Source organism: Streptomyces sp. NPDC030809 (assembly GCF_055572195.1).
Genome location: NZ_JBVIDV010000025.1, coordinates 56,806 through 71,989 on the forward strand (window position 1 = coordinate 56,806; position 15,184 = coordinate 71,989).

The 15,184-nt window shown below is 72.2% G+C and carries 14 protein-coding genes and 2 pseudogenes; 6 read left to right on the plus strand and 10 right to left on the minus strand.

The annotated features are described in order from the left end of the window. The first annotated feature begins 160 nt into the window (after nt 1–160). Nucleotides 161–976: a nucleotidyltransferase family protein gene (locus ACZ407_RS28515; protein ID WP_468133179.1), complete on the plus strand. Its 816-nt coding sequence runs from the start codon at nt 161–163 to the stop codon at nt 974–976. Nucleotides 977–1,116: 140 nt separating this feature from the next. On the opposite strand, the gene ACZ407_RS28520 is transcribed toward ACZ407_RS28515, so the two are convergent. From ACZ407_RS28520 to ACZ407_RS28545, 6 genes are all read right to left on the minus strand, one after another. After that, nucleotides 1,117–2,700 (minus strand): DoxX family protein, encoded by a 1,584-nt coding sequence (locus tag ACZ407_RS28520; protein ID WP_468133181.1) that lies wholly within the window; start codon nt 2,698–2,700, stop codon nt 1,117–1,119. 145 nt (nt 2,701–2,845) lie between these two features. Beyond that, complete coding sequence (gene rlmB, locus ACZ407_RS28525) at nt 2,846–3,802, minus strand: 23S rRNA (guanosine(2251)-2'-O)-methyltransferase RlmB (RefSeq protein ID WP_468133183.1); 957 nt, start codon at nt 3,800–3,802, stop codon at nt 2,846–2,848. 100 nt (nt 3,803–3,902) lie between these two features. Then, nucleotides 3,903–5,306 (minus strand): cysteine--tRNA ligase, encoded by a 1,404-nt coding sequence (gene cysS, locus ACZ407_RS28530; protein ID WP_468133185.1) that lies wholly within the window; start codon nt 5,304–5,306, stop codon nt 3,903–3,905. A 139-nt stretch (nt 5,307–5,445) separates the two neighbouring features. Next, a complete protein-coding gene (ispF, locus tag ACZ407_RS28535) occupies nt 5,446–5,970 on the minus strand; it encodes a 2-C-methyl-D-erythritol 2,4-cyclodiphosphate synthase (protein ID WP_468133187.1) in 525 nt (174 codons plus the stop codon). After that, complete coding sequence (ispD, locus tag ACZ407_RS28540; RefSeq protein ID WP_468133189.1) at nt 5,960–6,706, minus strand: 2-C-methyl-D-erythritol 4-phosphate cytidylyltransferase; 747 nt, start codon at nt 6,704–6,706, stop codon at nt 5,960–5,962. The genes ispF and ispD overlap by 11 nt, the downstream gene beginning before the upstream one ends. A 401-nt stretch (nt 6,707–7,107) precedes the next feature. Continuing rightward, nucleotides 7,108–7,590 (minus strand): CarD family transcriptional regulator, encoded by a 483-nt coding sequence (locus ACZ407_RS28545; protein WP_003953493.1) that lies wholly within the window; start codon nt 7,588–7,590, stop codon nt 7,108–7,110. Nucleotides 7,591–8,354: 764 nt separating this feature from the next. Between ACZ407_RS28545 and ACZ407_RS28550 the strand changes: the two genes are divergently transcribed. Then, a complete protein-coding gene (locus ACZ407_RS28550) occupies nt 8,355–9,017 on the plus strand; it encodes a copper chaperone PCu(A)C domain-containing protein (RefSeq protein ID WP_468133191.1) in 663 nt (220 codons plus the stop codon). 128 nt (nt 9,018–9,145) lie between these two features. Here the strand turns inward: ACZ407_RS28550 and phoP are convergent, their stop codons facing one another. Together phoP and phoR are read right to left on the minus strand one after the other, a co-directional pair. Beyond that, nucleotides 9,146–9,817 (minus strand): two-component system response regulator PhoP, encoded by a 672-nt coding sequence (phoP, locus tag ACZ407_RS28555; RefSeq protein ID WP_468133279.1) that lies wholly within the window; start codon nt 9,815–9,817, stop codon nt 9,146–9,148. Nucleotides 9,818–9,822: 5 nt separating this feature from the next. Continuing rightward, the gene (gene phoR, locus ACZ407_RS28560) at nt 9,823–11,151 is read right to left on the minus strand and encodes a two-component system sensor histidine kinase PhoR (RefSeq protein ID WP_468133193.1); all 1,329 of its coding nucleotides are present in this window, start codon (nt 11,149–11,151) and stop codon (nt 9,823–9,825) included. A gap of 210 nt (nt 11,152–11,361) precedes the next feature. Between phoR and phoU the strand changes: the two genes are divergently transcribed. Then, complete coding sequence (gene phoU / locus ACZ407_RS28565) at nt 11,362–12,033, plus strand: phosphate signaling complex protein PhoU (protein WP_468133195.1); 672 nt, start codon at nt 11,362–11,364, stop codon at nt 12,031–12,033. Nucleotides 12,034–12,175: 142 nt separating this feature from the next. On the opposite strand, the gene ACZ407_RS28570 is transcribed toward phoU, so the two are convergent. Continuing rightward, on the minus strand, nt 12,176–12,325 hold the full coding sequence (locus ACZ407_RS28570; RefSeq protein WP_468133197.1) for a hypothetical protein: 150 nt from the start codon (nt 12,323–12,325) through the stop codon (nt 12,176–12,178). A gap of 121 nt (nt 12,326–12,446) precedes the next feature. Beyond that, nucleotides 12,447–12,911 (minus strand): GNAT family N-acetyltransferase, encoded by a 465-nt coding sequence (locus ACZ407_RS28575; RefSeq protein WP_468133199.1) that lies wholly within the window; start codon nt 12,909–12,911, stop codon nt 12,447–12,449. A 756-nt stretch (nt 12,912–13,667) separates the two neighbouring features. On the opposite strand from ACZ407_RS28575, the pseudogene ACZ407_RS28580 reads away from it, so the two are divergent. The 3 genes and pseudogenes from ACZ407_RS28580 to ACZ407_RS28590 form a co-directional block, all read left to right on the plus strand. Continuing rightward, nucleotides 13,668–13,835 (plus strand): annotated as a pseudogene (locus ACZ407_RS28580) (helix-turn-helix domain-containing protein); the annotation flags it as partial. Further along, nucleotides 13,824–14,610, plus strand: a pseudogene (locus tag ACZ407_RS28585) (site-specific integrase); the annotation flags it as partial. The pseudogenes ACZ407_RS28580 and ACZ407_RS28585, both read left to right, overlap by 12 nt. 345 nt (nt 14,611–14,955) lie before the next feature. Continuing rightward, nucleotides 14,956–15,132, plus strand: coding sequence for a hypothetical protein (locus ACZ407_RS28590; protein ID WP_468133201.1), 177 nt, complete (start codon nt 14,956–14,958; stop codon nt 15,130–15,132). Nucleotides 15,133–15,184: the final 52 nt, after the last annotated feature.

Below are 15,184 nucleotides of genomic sequence, written 5' to 3' on the forward strand. Positions count from 1 at the left end.
GGGCACCGTGCGCCTGCGGGGCCGCCCCGGCATCCCGAGCCTGCCGGGCGGCACCGCAGCGGGCCCGCCGCGCCCGGTTCGGTCGCACTCCCGCCCGCCGGCCCCGCCCGCCGCCCGCCGTACGCCCCCCTGTGCGCCCGTCCCGTCATAGGCTGCGCGCATGACGCCAGCGCCCCCTGCAAGCTCCGCAGACGGCTCCGGAGACCGCTCCGCAGCCGGCACGACAGCAGCATCCACCGCAGCACCCGCGGCCGCGTTCCCCGCCGCCCCCACCCAGGCCGTGGTCCTGGCGGGCGGCCAGGGTTCGCGGCTGCGTCCGTACACCGACGACCGGCCGAAGCCGATGGTGGAGATCCCCGGGACGGGGGTGCCGATCATCGGGCACCAGCTGGCCTGGCTGGCGGCCGAGGGCGTCACCGACGCCGTCGTCTCCTGCGGCCACCTCGCCGAGGTCCTCCAGGACTGGCTGGCGAAGACCGAGCTCCCGCTGCGCGTCACCACGGTCGTGGAGAGCGAGCCGCTGGGCCGCGGCGGCGGCCTGAAGTACGCCGCCGCGCACCTGCCGCATCCGGAGCGCCCCTGGTACGCGACGAACGGGGACATCTGGACCCGGTTCTCGCTGCGCGAGATGGCGGCCTTCCACGAGGAGCGCGCCGCGACCGCGACCCTGGCGCTGGCCCGGCCGCGGATCCCCTGGGGTGCGGTCGAGACCAACGAGTTCGGTCACGTACTGGACTTCATCGAGTCGCCGCCGTCCCCGTACCTCATCAACGCGGGCGTGTACGTGTTCTCGGCGGAGTTCGCCTCGCTGCTGCCGGATCTGGGCGACCACGAGCGGACGACGTTCCCGCGGCTGGCCCGGGAGCGGCGGCTGGCCGGCTTCCCGCTGCCGCAGGGGGCCTACTGGCGGGCGATCGACACGGCGAAGGACCTGACCGAGGCCGCGAAGGAGCTGGAGTCCCAGCGGGGCCTCTGAGGCCTCCCGCGGGGCACCGCGGTCCGGAGCCGGTCCGGGGACACGGGGAAGGGCCCGGCGCGCATCTCGCGCGCCGGGCCCTTCGTGTTGCGTCCGTACGCCCCCCGCCGACGGGTCGGCGGGGGGGGCGGGGCGGCGGGTCAGCCGAGGAGGCCGCCGACCAGTCCGGGCTTGGCGGGCTCGGTGGTGCCGCCGCCGGTGCTGCCGCCGCCGCCCGTGGTGCCGCCCGAGGAGCTGGGGCGGCCGCTGGTGGCGGGCGGGGGCTGGGGGGTGTTCTGGCGGGGGGCGGTGGAGCCGCCGGTGCTGCTGCCGCGGGTGGCGGTCGGGGACTCGGCGCCCCGGGTGGTGCCGGTGCGGGTGCTGCCGGGGGTGGTCTGCTGCCGGGTGGCGGGGCGCTCGGCGGGGGTGGAGGCCGGGGCGGTGGGCCGTACGGCCTTCTTGGCGGGCTTGCGGGTCCTGACGGGCTCCTGCGGGAGGGGCTGGCCGGGCAGGTAGTTGCTGGGGGCCTCGCCCGGTCCGGGGACGGTGACCACGGTGCTGGAGCGGACGGCGCCGCCGAGCACGGATCCGATGAGCAGGGTCAGGCCGACGACCACGGTGGCGATCATGGTGCCGCGGCGCAGGACCCGGCGGCGGAGCTCCCAGAGGGCGGAGCGCGGGCCGAGGGTGCGCCAGGCCTCGCCGGAGAGGCGGGCGTCGATGGAGTAGACGGGGGCGCCCGCGATGATCAGCGGGCTCCAGGCGGCGAGGTAGATGATGTCCGGGGCGTCGTAGGCGGGGACGGTCTTCCAGCTCACGGTCATGAGCAGGGCCGCGGAGAGCAGGGCGCCGATGCAGGCGGCGAAGCGCTGCCAGAGGCCGAAGACGGTGAGGACGCCGACGATCACCTGGAGGAAGGCGACGGTGAGGCCGGCGCCGACGGGGTGGGAGAGGGCGAAGTCGCGCAGGGGTTCGGCGAGGGCCCAGGGGTGGAGGGTGTGCAGCCAGGTGACCATGGAGCCGCGCTCACCGCCGTCGAAGTAGACGGGGTCGCAGAGCTTGCCCATGCCGGCGTAGATGGAGATGAACCCGAGGAAGACGCGCAGCGGGAGCAGCACGAGGCCGAGGTTCATGCGGCGGTCGGGGTAGTAGCCCTGGCGGTCGGTGTCGCGGTCGGCGGGGCGGCGCAGGCCGGCCTCGTCGGCGGCTCCGGCGGCGCCGAGTTCGTCGGGGGCGGGCCCGTAGCCGTGGCGGCCGCCGTAGCCGCTGTCGTAGCCGCCTTCGTAGTCCCGTACGGGGGCGATGAGTTGGGTGTCGTCCTCGGGGTGGGGACGGCTGCGCTGGCCGATGACGGTGGGGGTGGGCATGGTGTCGTCGGCCAGGTCGATGCGGGGGATGACCTGGGTGGTGCCGCCGTCGGCGGCGCCGGTGCCGTACGGCTGTCCGTGGCCGGCCTCGCGGACGGCTTGGAGGAGGCCGCCGGTGGCGGCGCCGTCGGACTTGCCGCTCCACACCACGGGGGCCCGGCGCCGGGTCCGCACCGAGGCGCCGGCCAGGGCCGCGGCGCCGCTCAGCGCGGGGACCCGGAGCGGACCGGCGGGGGGCGCGGGCCGTCGGGGGGCGGCGGCGAGCTGCACGCGGAAGCTGGCGTGGTTCACGATGACCTGCGCCGGGTCGCACGGCACCTTCACCATGCTCAGCGCGGGCTGGTCGTCGAACCTGGGCGTTCTGGTGTCCACACTCATCTAACCGAGTGATGAGTGTTTAGGACACTGCCTTGACACCGGGGATGTGTCCGAGACCCGTCAAATTCCGGCCACTCGCATGGCTGCCCGCCGTTCGAACGCACGCCTGGGCCTCCGGGAGGAGGCCCAGGCGCGGGGGAAGGCGTCAGGCGCGGCGGCGGGCGGCCTCGTAGAGGACGACGCCCGCGGCGACGCCGGCGTTGAGGGACTCGGCGCCGCCGGGCATCGGGATGCGGACGAGGAAGTCGCAGGTCTCGCCGACGAGGCGGCCCAGGCCCTTGCCCTCGCTGCCGACGACGATGACGACGGGGCCGCCGAGCGCCTCCAGGTCCTGGACCTCGTGCGTGCCCTCGGCCGCGAGGCCGACGACGGTGATGCCGGCCTTCTTGTAGTCCTGGAGGGCGCGGGTGAGGTTGGTGACGCGGGCGACCGGGGTGCGGGCGGCGGTGCCCGCGGAGGTCTTCCAGGCGCCGGCGGTCATGCCGGCGGCGCGGCGCTCGGGGATGACCACGCCGTGGCCGCCGAAGGCGGAGACGGAGCGGACGATCGCACCGAGGTTGCGCGGGTCGGTGACCCCGTCGAGGGCGACGATCAGCGGGTCCTGGCCCTCGTCGTAGGCCTCGGCGGTGAGGTCCTCCGGGTGGGCGTACTCGTACGGCGGCACCTGGAGGACGAGGCCCTGGTGGTTGAGCCCGTTGGTCATGCGGTCGAGCTCGGGGCGCGGGGCTTCCATCAGGTTGATGTTGCCGCGGGCCTGGGCGAGGGCGAGGGCCTCGCGGACGCGCTCGTCGTTGTCGATGAACTGCTGGACGTAGAGCGTGGTGGCGGGCACGCCGTCGCGCAGGGCCTCGAAGACGGAGTTGCGGCCGACGACCATCTCGCTCTGGCCCTTGGGGCCGCCGCGGCGGGGGGCGGGGCGGCGCTTGGCGGCCTGGCGGGCCATGGCGTTGGAGATCCGGAAGGCCTTGTGGCCCTTGCGGTCCTCGGCCTTGGGCGTGGGGCCCTTGCCTTCCAGGCCCTTGCGCCGCTGGCCACCGCTGCCGACCGTGGCGCCCTTCTTGTTGGACGTGCGGCGGTTCCTGCGCTGGCTGTTCCCGGCCATGACCTCTACCTGTTTTCGTTCGTGCTGCGATATGTACGTATGAAGAGTGTGCCGCCCGGAAGGCCGGGCGGCACGGCGCGGCTGCTCCGGGCGGCCCGGCTCAGCGGGGGCCGAGCGTCCAGCGCGGCCCGGTGGGGCTGTCCTCGATGACCAGGCCGGACTGCTGCAGCTGGTCGCGGATCGCGTCGGCGGTGGCCCAGTCCTTGCGGGCGCGGGCGGCCTCGCGCTGGTCGAGGACGAGCCGTACGAGGGTGTCCACGGCCCCGTGCAGTTCCTCGCCGCGGTCGCCGTCGGTGCCGGCCCAGTGCGGGTCGAGCGGGTCGAGGCCGAGGACGCCCAGCATGGCGCGGACCTCCGCGAGGCGGGCGATCGCCGCGTCCTTGTCGTCGGCGGCGAGCGCGCTGTTGCCCTGGCGGACGGTGGTGTGGATGATCGCCAGCGCCTGCGGGACGCCCATGTCGTCGTCCATGGCCTCGGCGAACGCCGGGGGCACCTGGTCGGCGGGCTCGACCGGCTTGCCGGCCTTCTCCACGACGCGCTGGCAGAAGCCCTCGATGCGGGCGAAGGCGGCCTCCGCCTCGCGCAGGGCCTCCTCGCTGTACTCGATCATCGAGCGGTAGTGCGGGGTGCCGAGGTAGTAGCGGAGCACGATCGGGCGCCAGTGCTTGACCATCTCGGAGACGAGCACCGAGTTGCCGAGCGACTTGGACATCTTCTCGCCGGAGAGGGTGACCCAGGCGTTGTGCACCCAGAAGTTCGCGAACTCGTCTCCGAAGGCCTTGGCCTGGGCGATCTCGTTCTCGTGGTGCGGGAAGATCAGGTCGAGGCCGCCGCCGTGGATGTCGAAGGCGGACCCGAGGTACTTGTGCGCCATCGCCGAGCACTCCAGGTGCCAGCCGGGACGGCCGCGGCCCCACGGGGTCTCCCAGGAGGGCTCGCCGGGCTTGACGGCCTTCCACATGGCGAAGTCGCGCGGGTCGCGCTTGCCGGTCTCCCCCTCGCCGGAGGGCTGGAGCAGGTTGTCGAGCTCCTGGTTCGACAGCTCCAGGTAGCCGGGGAAGGAGCGGACGTCGAAGTAGACGTTGCCGTCGGCCTCGTACGCGTGGCCGCGCTCGATGAGCCCGCGCATCATCTCGACCATCTCGGTGACGTGGCCGGTGGCGCGGGGCTCGTAGGTGGGCGGCAGGCAACCGAGGGCGCTGTACCCGTCGTTGAACGCGCGCTCGTTCTCGTAGCCGATGGACCACCAGGGGCGGCCCTGGTCGCCGGACTTGGCGATGATCTTGTCGTCGATGTCGGTGACGTTCCGGATGAAGGTGACGTCGTAGCCGCGGTAGGCGAACCAGCGGCGCATGATGTCGAAGTTCAGACCGGACCGGATGTGCCCGATGTGCGGGGCGGCCTGCACGGTCGCACCACAGAGGTAGATCGAGACGCAGCCCGGCGCGAGCGGGGTGAAGTCGCGGATCTGCCGGGCGTTGGTGTCGTACAGGCGAATAGTCACGGGACCAAGGGTAGTGGGCGTGTGGTGGTGCCCCGCGACCCTTTGGGGGACGCGGGGCGCTTTGTTTCCCCGATCGTTGCCGCGACCGCCGCCCGGCCGCGGCCGCGTGCGGGGCGGCGCGGGGACCGGCCGGGTCCGGTCAGAGGCCGGGGGTCCGGTACACGAGCGCGGTGGCGATGGCGGCCAGGCCCTCGCCGCGGCCGGTCAGGCCCAGCCCGTCGGTGGTGGTCCCGGACACCGACACCGGGGCGCCGGCCGCCTCGCTGAGCACCTTCTGCGCCTCCTCGCGCCGCTTGCCGACCTTCGGGCGCACCCCGATGACCTGCACGGACACGTTGCCGATGGTGAAGCCGGCGGCGCGTACGATCCGGGCCGCCTCGGCGAGGAGGGTGGTGCCGGCGGCGCCGGACCACTCGGGGCGGGAGGTGCCGAAGTGCGCGCCGAGGTCGCCGACCCCGGCCGCGGAGAACAGGGCGTCGCAGGCGGCGTGGGCGGCCACGTCCCCGTCGGAGTGCCCGGCGAGCCCGTGGCCCCCGCTCGCGTCCTCGTCCCAGAGCAGGCCCGCGCACCACAGCTCGCGGCCCTCCTCGAAGGCGTGCACGTCGGTGCCGATCCCGACGAGCGGGATCACCGGGGCGACGGGCGGCGTGGGCTCAGTAGGCATCGGTGGCCCTCCTGCGGGCGAGTACGGCCTCGGCGAGTACGAGGTCCAGGGGACGGGTGACCTTGAAGGCCTCCTCGTGGCCGGGCACGAGGACGACGGGGACGCCGAGCTTTTCCACCATTCCGGCGTCGTCGGTGGCGCCCTCGCCGTTGACGGCGATGCTCTCGTGGGCGCGTACGAGGGTGGCGAGGTCGAAGCCCTGCGGGGTCTGCACCGCGCGCAGCCGGGCCCGCTCGGGGGTGGCGACCACCGGCTCGGGGGCCCCGGCGGGCTGCGGGTCCACCTCCTTGACGGTGTCGGTGACCGGCAGGGCGGGGACCACGGCGGGCGCGCCGTCGCGGACGGCCTCGACCACCGCGTCCACGGTGTCCACCGGGACCAGCGGGCGGGCGGCGTCGTGGACGAGCACGGAGGTGACGGTCTCCGGGAGGGCGGCGAGCCCGGCGCGCACCGACTCCTGGCGGGTCTCGCCGCCGGGCACGACGAGGAAGTCGGTGCGGTCGGGGAGCGCGTGCTCGTCGAGGAGGTTCTTGACCTCGGCCGCGCCGTCCGGCGGGGCGACCACGACGACCAGCGAGACGGCCCGGGAGCGGGCCATGGCGCGGACGGCGTGGATGAGCATCGGCGTGCCGCCGAGGGTGCGCAGCGCCTTGGGGGCGCCGGGGCCCAGGCGTACGCCGCGGCCGGCGGCGGGGATCACCGCGGCGGTGCGGGACGGTCGCGATTCGTCAGTCATCGGGAGCTCCGGGCAAGGGCGTGGGGGCGGCCAGGTTTGTGCCTTCGGCCGACGTGGGTATGGCCTGGGGGTACCCCCGGCCGGAGGTTGGGGGAGTGCCGGGCACGATGCCGCGACCGGGGCCCCTTCCGTGACGACCGGTCGAGTCGGCTGCCCGGGCCCGGCACGCCCAGAGGGTACGAGTAACGGCTTGTGAGTACGGCTTTCACGCGTACGGCGATCCGTGCCGGCCCAGCCCGCCGGCACTGGGGCCCGTCGTGGCGGTCCGTGTCCGGGTGCGGACGTGCCTCCGGGTCCGGACATGCGCCGGGGTACAGACATGCCGCAGCGCCCGGCAACGCGCCCCTCCGTGGGAGGGGCGTGTCATCGGGCACCGCGGCACGACGTTGAGCGCACTCGCGTCAGGACGCGAGGACCTCGTCGAGGAGGGCCTCGGCCTTGTCCTCGTTGGTGTTCTCGGCGAGCGCGAGCTCGCTCACCAGGATCTGGCGAGCCTTGGCGAGCATGCGCTTCTCACCGGCGGACAGTCCGCGCTCGCGCTCACGACGCCACAGGTCGCGGACGACTTCCGCCACCTTGATGACATCGCCAGAGGCGAGCTTCTCCAGGTTTGCCTTGTAGCGACGAGACCAGTTCGTGGGCTCCTCGGCGTACGGTGCACGCAGCACCTCGAAGACCCGGTCCAGCCCGTCCTGGCCGACTACGTCGCGAACGCCGACGAACTCCGCATTGTCCGCAGGCACACGAACCGTCAGGTCGCCCTGAGCGACCTTGAGCACCAAGTAGGTCTTGTCCACGCCTTTGATCTGGCGAGTTTCGATGGCCTCGATCAGCGCGGCCCCGTGATGGGGATAGACCACGGTGTCGCCAACCTTGAACGTCATGTGACAGGTACCCCTTCCGTGGCTATCCAGGGTAACACGAGAACTGACTGTTATGAATGGCGTTTTCGCAGGTCAGGGCCTATCTCGGGGCTTGACAACCCGGACACGGACGTGCTGCGCAGGGCTTCCGGAAGGGGGTATTCGCAGGTGGGAGCGGCTGACAGCACGCCCCGAAACGGCCACGTTACACCTCACGAGTGACGGCGGCACTGTGACGTACGTCCCGTTTTGCCGGTTTCGAAGTCGAGAAAGTCAACTACTCCGTTCGACTGGCGAGCGTCTGTACGGAGCGCCTTCCGGCCCAATCCGGAATTGATCACGGGAGCGGATCCGCCGGAACAGCTCCGCCGTATTTGCCGGGGCCCTCGGAAGCGGTCGCGGGACGGCGGGAAATTGATCAACGGCGATATGCGCGCGATATGTGAACGGCGGGGTGACGGAGGGTTGAGGGCGGGTGGGTGCGGGTGGGGGCGGGTGAGGGGAAGGCGAACCGGCGGGCGGATCCACGCGCCGAGCCGCGCGCTGATCCACGCGCCCGACGCACGCGATCCACGCGCCGGCCGCGGTCTTGATCCACCGCGCGGTCCACCGCCCGGTCCACCGCCCGGTCGGCACGGCCTGCCCCGCGGAGGGTCGGGTGCGGGGGCGGGGCGGCGGCTCGGTAACCTAAGCCCGCTGACACACCCTTAGGGCGGCTTTACCTCGCCAGGCGGAGCCCCCGAACCGCTTCCGTCCGTACGTACGTCCTAGGAGATGCCGCCGCCGTGAGCCGGACCCTTCGACGCGGCGCCGTTGCCGCCGCCGCCATCGTGTTCTCGATCGGATCGCTCGCCGCCTGCGGCGCGGGCAACGACGCGCAGACCCTGCAGATCAAGCCGGACACCGCGGCGATCACCAAGGGCGACATCAAGATCCAGAACGCGCTGGTCATCACGCAGCCCGAGAAGGAGGCGAAGGGCCCGGCCGTCGTCTCCGCGACGCTGTTCAACGCCGGCCAGGAGCCGCAGACCCTCGACGCGATCACCCTCCCGGGCGGCAGCGGCACCGTGAAGCTGAAGCCGGCCACCGGCTCCGGCAAGATCACCGTGCCGGCCGGCGGCTCGGTCGTCCTCGGCGGCAAGGGCAACGCCAGCGCCGTCATCGAGAACGGCCGCGAGGCGGTCGAGGACGGCAACGCGCAGAAGGTCGTCTTCCAGCTGAGCAAGACCGGCGACGTCGAGCTGGCCGCCTTCGTCGTGCCGGCCACGAGCTACTTCAAGGAGTTCGGCCCGGCCGAGGTCCCGGCCGCGCCGACCGCCTCCGCCACCCCGTCGGGCAAGCCCTCGGGCACCCCGTCCGGCAGCCCCTCGGGCACCCCGGCCGGCGGCCCGTCCGGCACCCCCGCGGGCACCCCGTCCGGCACGGCCTCGCACGCCGCGGGCCACTGACGCACCGCGGGCACCCGCCCGTACGCGACACGGCCGGAGGGCCCCACCCGAGCTCGGGTGGGGCCCTCCGGCCGTTTCCGTCCTCCGCCGCCCGCAGCCCGCAGGCGCGCCCGCGGCGGCGCCGCGGCCTATGGCTCGAACTTGTAGCCCAGGCCGCGGACGGTCACCAGGTAGCGCGGGGCACCCGGGTCCGGCTCGATCTTGGCGCGCAGCCGCTTCACGTGGACGTCGAGGGTCTTGGTGTCGCCGACGTAGTCCGCGCCCCACACCCGGTCGATGAGCTGCATGCGGGTGAGCACCCGGCCCGCGTTGCGCAGCAGCATCTCCAGCAGGTCGAACTCCTTGAGCGGGAGGTCGATCTTGGCGCCCGCGACGGTGACCACGTGCCGGTCCACGTCCATCCGGACCGGTCCGGCCTCCAGGGCCGCCGGGGTGACCTCCTCCGGCTCCCCGCGGCGGCGCAGCACCGCGCGGATGCGGGCGACCAGCTCCCGCGAGGAGAAGGGCTTGGTCACGTAGTCGTCGGCTCCTATTTCCAGCCCCACGACCTTGTCGATCTCGCTGTCCTTGGCCGTCACCATGATGACCGGGACGTTCGAGCGGCCGCGCAGCTGGCGGCACACCTCGGTGCCGGGCAGCCCCGGCAGCATCAGGTCCAGGAGGACGAGGTCGGCGCCGTTGCGCTCGAACTCGTCCAGTCCGTCGGGTCCGGTCGCTGCGATGGCGACTTCGAAGCCCTCCTTGCGCAGCATGTAGGACAGGGCGTCGCTGAAGGATTCTTCATCCTCGACGACGAGCACTCGGGTCACGGAAGGACCTCCGGGGCAGGAATGGCTGGTTCTGTTGCGAGGACGGAGCGAGCGGTGGCGGCCGTTCCCGTTCCGGGATGGGTGCCCGCGGAGCCGCCGTGGGCACCGGGGGCGGTCTGGGTGCCGCCGGCGGGCAGGCCGGCGTGGTCCCCGGCGTCCCGGCCGCGCGGGGGCGCGGCCTCCGGGAGCCGGAGCGTGAAGGTCGAGCCCTGGCCCTCGGAGCTCCACACGGTGACCTCTCCGCCGTGGGAGGCGGCCACGTGCTTGACGATGGCCAGGCCGAGGCCGGTGCCGCCGGTGGCGCGGGAGCGGGCCGGGTCCACCCGGTAGAAGCGTTCGAAGATGCGCTCGCGGTCCTTCTCGGGGATGCCGATGCCCTGGTCGGTGACGGCGATCTCGATGAAGTCCCCGCCGGGTGCGGCCACGCGGCGGCCGGCGATGCCCACGCGGGTGCGGGCCGGGCTGTAGTTGACGGCGTTCTCGACGAGGTTGCCGAGGGCCGCGGCGAGCTGTCCGCGGTTGCCCCAGACCCGCAGGTCCGCGGTGCCTCCGGCGGCCATGGTGATCTGCTTGCTCCCGGCGGTCTGCCGGCAGCGGTCCATGGCCTCGGCGACCAGGGTGTCCACCCGGACCGGCTCGGCGTCCTCCAGCGGGTCGTCGTTCTGCACCCGGGAGAGGTCGATGAGCTCCTGGACCAGGTTGGTGAGGCGGGTGGCCTCGATCTGCATGCGGCCCGCGAAGCGGATGACCGCCTCGGGGTCGTCGGAGGCGTCCATGACGGCCTCCGAGAGCAGTGAGAGCGCTCCCACCGGTGTCTTCAGCTCGTGCGACACGTTCGCGACGAAGTCGCGGCGCACGGCTTCGATGCGGCGGGCCTCGGTGAGGTCCTCGACGAGCAGCAGGACCAGGCGGGAGCCGAGGGGGGCGACCCGGGCGGAGACCGCGAGGGCCTCGCCCCGGCCGGTGCCGCGCCGCGGGAGGTCCAGCTCGACCTGCCGTATCTCCCCGTCCCGGCGGGTGTCGCGCGCCATGTGGAGCATCGGCTCCACCGCGAGCTTGCCGCCGCGGACCAGGCCGAGGGCGTACGCCGCCGAGCTGGCCTTGACCACGCTGTCGGCCTCGTCGAGGACGACGGCCGAGGAGCGGAGCACGGAGAGCACCGTGTCCACGCCGGGCGGGAGGACCGCGTTGATGTCGGGGCGCATGGCGCTCCGCGTGGGGCGGGCCTGGTCGCGCTCGCTCCAGCGGAACGCCAGCATGGCGATCACGCCGGTGCACAACCCGGCGATCGCTGCCGCTGCGGCGACCGCCGCGTTCACGTCCATGTGTCCAGGTTAAGCAGGGCCGGCGACAGTTCCACAGCCGTTCGGGTGGCACCTCGAACAGTCGTCGCCCAGAGTTCACCGTGGCGACCGTGCTGATTCACTTGTGGTGCCGGAGTCCGTCGCGAAGCCCGCCGACCGTGGGAGCGTGGGGGTCCGAGCCCCCCGGCCCCCGGGAAGAGACACCCCCGGTAGATACAGAGAGGGACACCCATGCGGGACGCGTACCACGAGGAACTGGACTCGATCGGCGAGAGCCTGGTCGAGATGGCCCGGCTGGTCGGCTCCGCGATCGGGCGGGCCACGACGGCCATGCTCGACGCCGACCTGAACCTTGCCGAGAACGTGATCGCCGCGGACCAGAAGGTCGACGATCTGCAGCACGACCTGGAGGCGCGGGCCATCGCCCTGCTGGCCCGCCAGCAGCCGGTGGCCACCGACCTGCGCATCGTGGTGACCTCGCTGCGCATGAGCGCCGACCTGGAGCGCTCCGGCGACCTGGCCCAGCACGTGGCGAAGCTCGCCCGGCTGCGCTTCCCCGAGACGGCGGTGCCGCGGGACCTGCACGCGACCATCCTGGAGATGGGGCAGCTCGCGCAGCGGCTGATGGCCAAGGCGGCCGAGGTGATCATCACCAAGGACGTGGACCTGGCGCTCCAGCTGGAGACCGACGACGACGAGATGGACACGCTGCACCGGGCGCTGTTCCAGCACCTGATGGACGACCGCTGGAAGCACGGCATCGAGACGGCCGTGGACGTGACCCTGCTGGGCCGCTACTACGAGCGGTTCGCCGACCACGCGGTCTCCGTGGCCAAGCGCGTGGTCTACCTGGTCACCGGCGAGCACGCGGACGAGCTGCAGACCCCGACCGAGGCGGTCTGACCGCGGTGGTCCGGCCGGTGCACGGGGCCGCTCCGCGGGGCCGGTCCGGCCCGGCGCAGCCCCCGGCCGGCCGGTGCGCATGCAGAAGGGCCCGCCCGGAAGGGCGGACCCCACGCTCGCGCTGGCTCCCCGCGGGCGGGGCTCAGCCTCCGCACTGGCACGGCGCACCGGACTGGCAGCCGCAGCCGCAGCCCGAGCCGCACCCGCAGGCGGCGAGGAGCGGGAGCCGCAGCGGCTCGGCGGGCGGCTGCTGGTCCTGCTCGGGGGTGATCGGGACGGGGGAATCGGCCATGGGTTCCTCCTCGGAAGGCGTACGCGTCGCACTGCCCTGACCCATTCATGCCCAGCCGCCCCGGCGCGTCAACGGCGCACTGGCGCAGAAGCGCCCGCCCGCTGCGGGCCCCGGCCGGGCCTCAGCCGAGCTCCAGCACCCCCACCGGCTCCCCGCCGGTGGTCTCCCCCGTCTCGGTGAAGCCGAGCCGGCGGTAGAACTCCCCGGGCCCGTCGGCCCCCGGCTCCCAGCTGACGTACATCCGGTCCGCACCGCGGCGGCGCACCTCGTCGGCCACGGCGGCCACCGCGTACTTCCCGTACCCGCGGCCCTGCGCCCCGGCGGCGATGTTCAGCCGCCACAGCCCGTACCGCCGGTCCTCGGGGTCCTTCGCCGGGTCCCACTGGATGTCCACGAACGCCATGAGGAAGCCGACGAGTTCCTCCCCGTCGAAGATCAGCCGGGGCCAGGCGCAGTCGCCGAAGGCGTACGCCTCCGCCAGCGACTTCGCCACGGGGGCCACGTTCTTCTCCTGCTCGGGCCGCACCCGCAGCTCCAGCGCCGCGTCCACGTTCTCGGGGGTGATCTCCACCAGCCTCATCGTCATGCCCCCACCCAACCAGACGCACGAACCCCCCGACCACGGAATATCCGCAGGCGGCGGGCGCCGGTGCGGGCGGACTACTTCTTCTTGCCCTGGTTCCTGCTCCGGCCTGGGCCTTTACCGGGTAAAGGCCCGCTGACCTGCGGTCGGCCGGTCAGCGGTTGTCACCCTTGGCCGGGCTTGCTCGGCGTTCCACGGCCCAGGGACGGCCCGGCGCTGCATTGCTCAGCGCCCATCAAGAGGAGCCCAAGCACGGCTGCCGCATCGGCACAGGCGCCGAACACTTCGGCTGACTCGGGCCACCCCAGGATCGCGATGACGATGACAGTGATGACTAGAAAGCGCCACTGCGGGTTTGACAGGGGCTGGGGGACGCAGAACACACTCAACGTTGGGCCTCCTTTGGGGGTTCGAGGCCCACTTGGCCGCCTCTGCCGGCAAGCTGTCGCGGCCAAGTGGGCTGCTTGCTGCGGTCATGATGAATGACCTGCGACTACTTGCTTGCAGGCAAGCATCTGAGTCCAGCCGTGCCCAAAGTGCCGACCGACGCTTTTTCAACGTCCCCTGTACTGCGGGGATGGACGTGCGTGCCCCAAAAATCGCTGGTAACAGCGGAAAGACGCCTCCATGTTTCGGCTGAAATAGAGCGCCCGGCCAGGGTCAGCGGGTCCACGCATCCCCTCCCTGTACCCACAACTCGCCCGGCTCCCATCTCGTCTGCCGTCGACCCACACGTATGTGAAGCGGACGCCAGGGCCCGTGTCTCTGCCTGACCGGTACCCCACCCCGGTGGACTTGGCCGACCTTCTCGGGGTGCCGCTGGAGACCGTCTACCAGTGGCGCCGCAAGCGCACCGGTCCGCGCGGCTTCCGGGTCGGCGTTCACCTGCGATACGACCCGGAGGACGTCCGTTCCTGGGTCGCCTCATCGAGGTCGACAGGTCGCGCGGGCTACATCGATCCCAAGGCCAGTCGGGTCACCTTCAAGCAGTACGCGGAACAGTGGCTCGACAACCACCGCGCCGACCCCAGCACGGGCTCGATGGAGTCGCAGCTACGGCTGCACGCGTTCCCGTACATCGGGTCGGGGCCACTGGCCTCTTCCTGCCCACGCACATCCGAGACTGCCTGGCCAAGCTCAAGGCATCGGGAGTAGTCGGTTCGTATACACGGGTCATCTACTCCAATGTGCGGACCGTTCTGAACGCGGCGGTGGATGACACCCTGCTCGCCAAGAATCCGTGCGCGGCTCGGTCGGTGAAGGCCCCCGACCGTGAAGGCCAAACGAGCGATTCCGTGGACCGTCGAGCGGGTCTTCGCCGTGCAGGCGGGATGTGCCTCTGCCCGGCAGCAGCTCGTCTTCACCGCGCCGATGGGCGGTCACGTGTGGCGGAACATGTGCAACAGCGACCAGTGGAAGCCCGCCCTCGCTGCCGCTGGGGTCATCGCCGAGCGGGATAAGGGGCAGGAGACGTACGCCTCCGCCCGCGAACACGGGATGCATGCGCTGAGGCACTTCTACGCTTCGGTGCTGCTCGACTCCGGGGGAGAACGTGAAGGCCCTGGCCGAGTACCTAGGCCACTCGGACCCCGGCCTGACGCTTCGGGTCTACGCGCACTTGATGCCGACCAGTCAGGAGCGGACTAAGAAGGCGATCTCGGGCTTGCACCAAGAGGTGATCAGCCGCAATCACCATCATTAGCGTCCGCATTAGCCTTAACCTTAGCCGTTAGCCTTAGCGGGATGCGAAATAACTTTACCCTCTATACGGCACCACGCATGCGGCGCTATTAACAGGCCGTCGGGCCGCTACTTCTACATCTACAGTAGAGAAGTAGCAGTTCAGAGGCCGTCCGCCCTGGATCCAATCAAATACTAGTTTCACCCACACACAGCCTCTCACCTGGGAATTTGGCGTAGCGAGAGAAGCGTCGCTAAGGTCGCGGCAGCGCAAAAAGAGAGCCGCCCTGGCAGGGGCGGCTCTCGCTTCCATACGCGCTTGCATGACCTCTTGTCTGGACCTACGAGCACATCTGGAGCCTCCATCGTGCCACGCCCGGGTTTGACCATCGACATCTCGCTTCGCGAACTGCCGTTCCTCGCCATCAGCGCCGGGGCGGCAGCTCTCCCCGCCTGGACCGACGTCCCGCCGGCGGCCGCTCTGCCCGTGGCCTTCCTGGTCGCCACGCAGACCCGTGTCCGTCGGCAGGCCCGGCGCGCCTGACGGCCCAGAGACGGCCCACGGACGACAAGAAGCCCCCCACCCGCCGAGAACT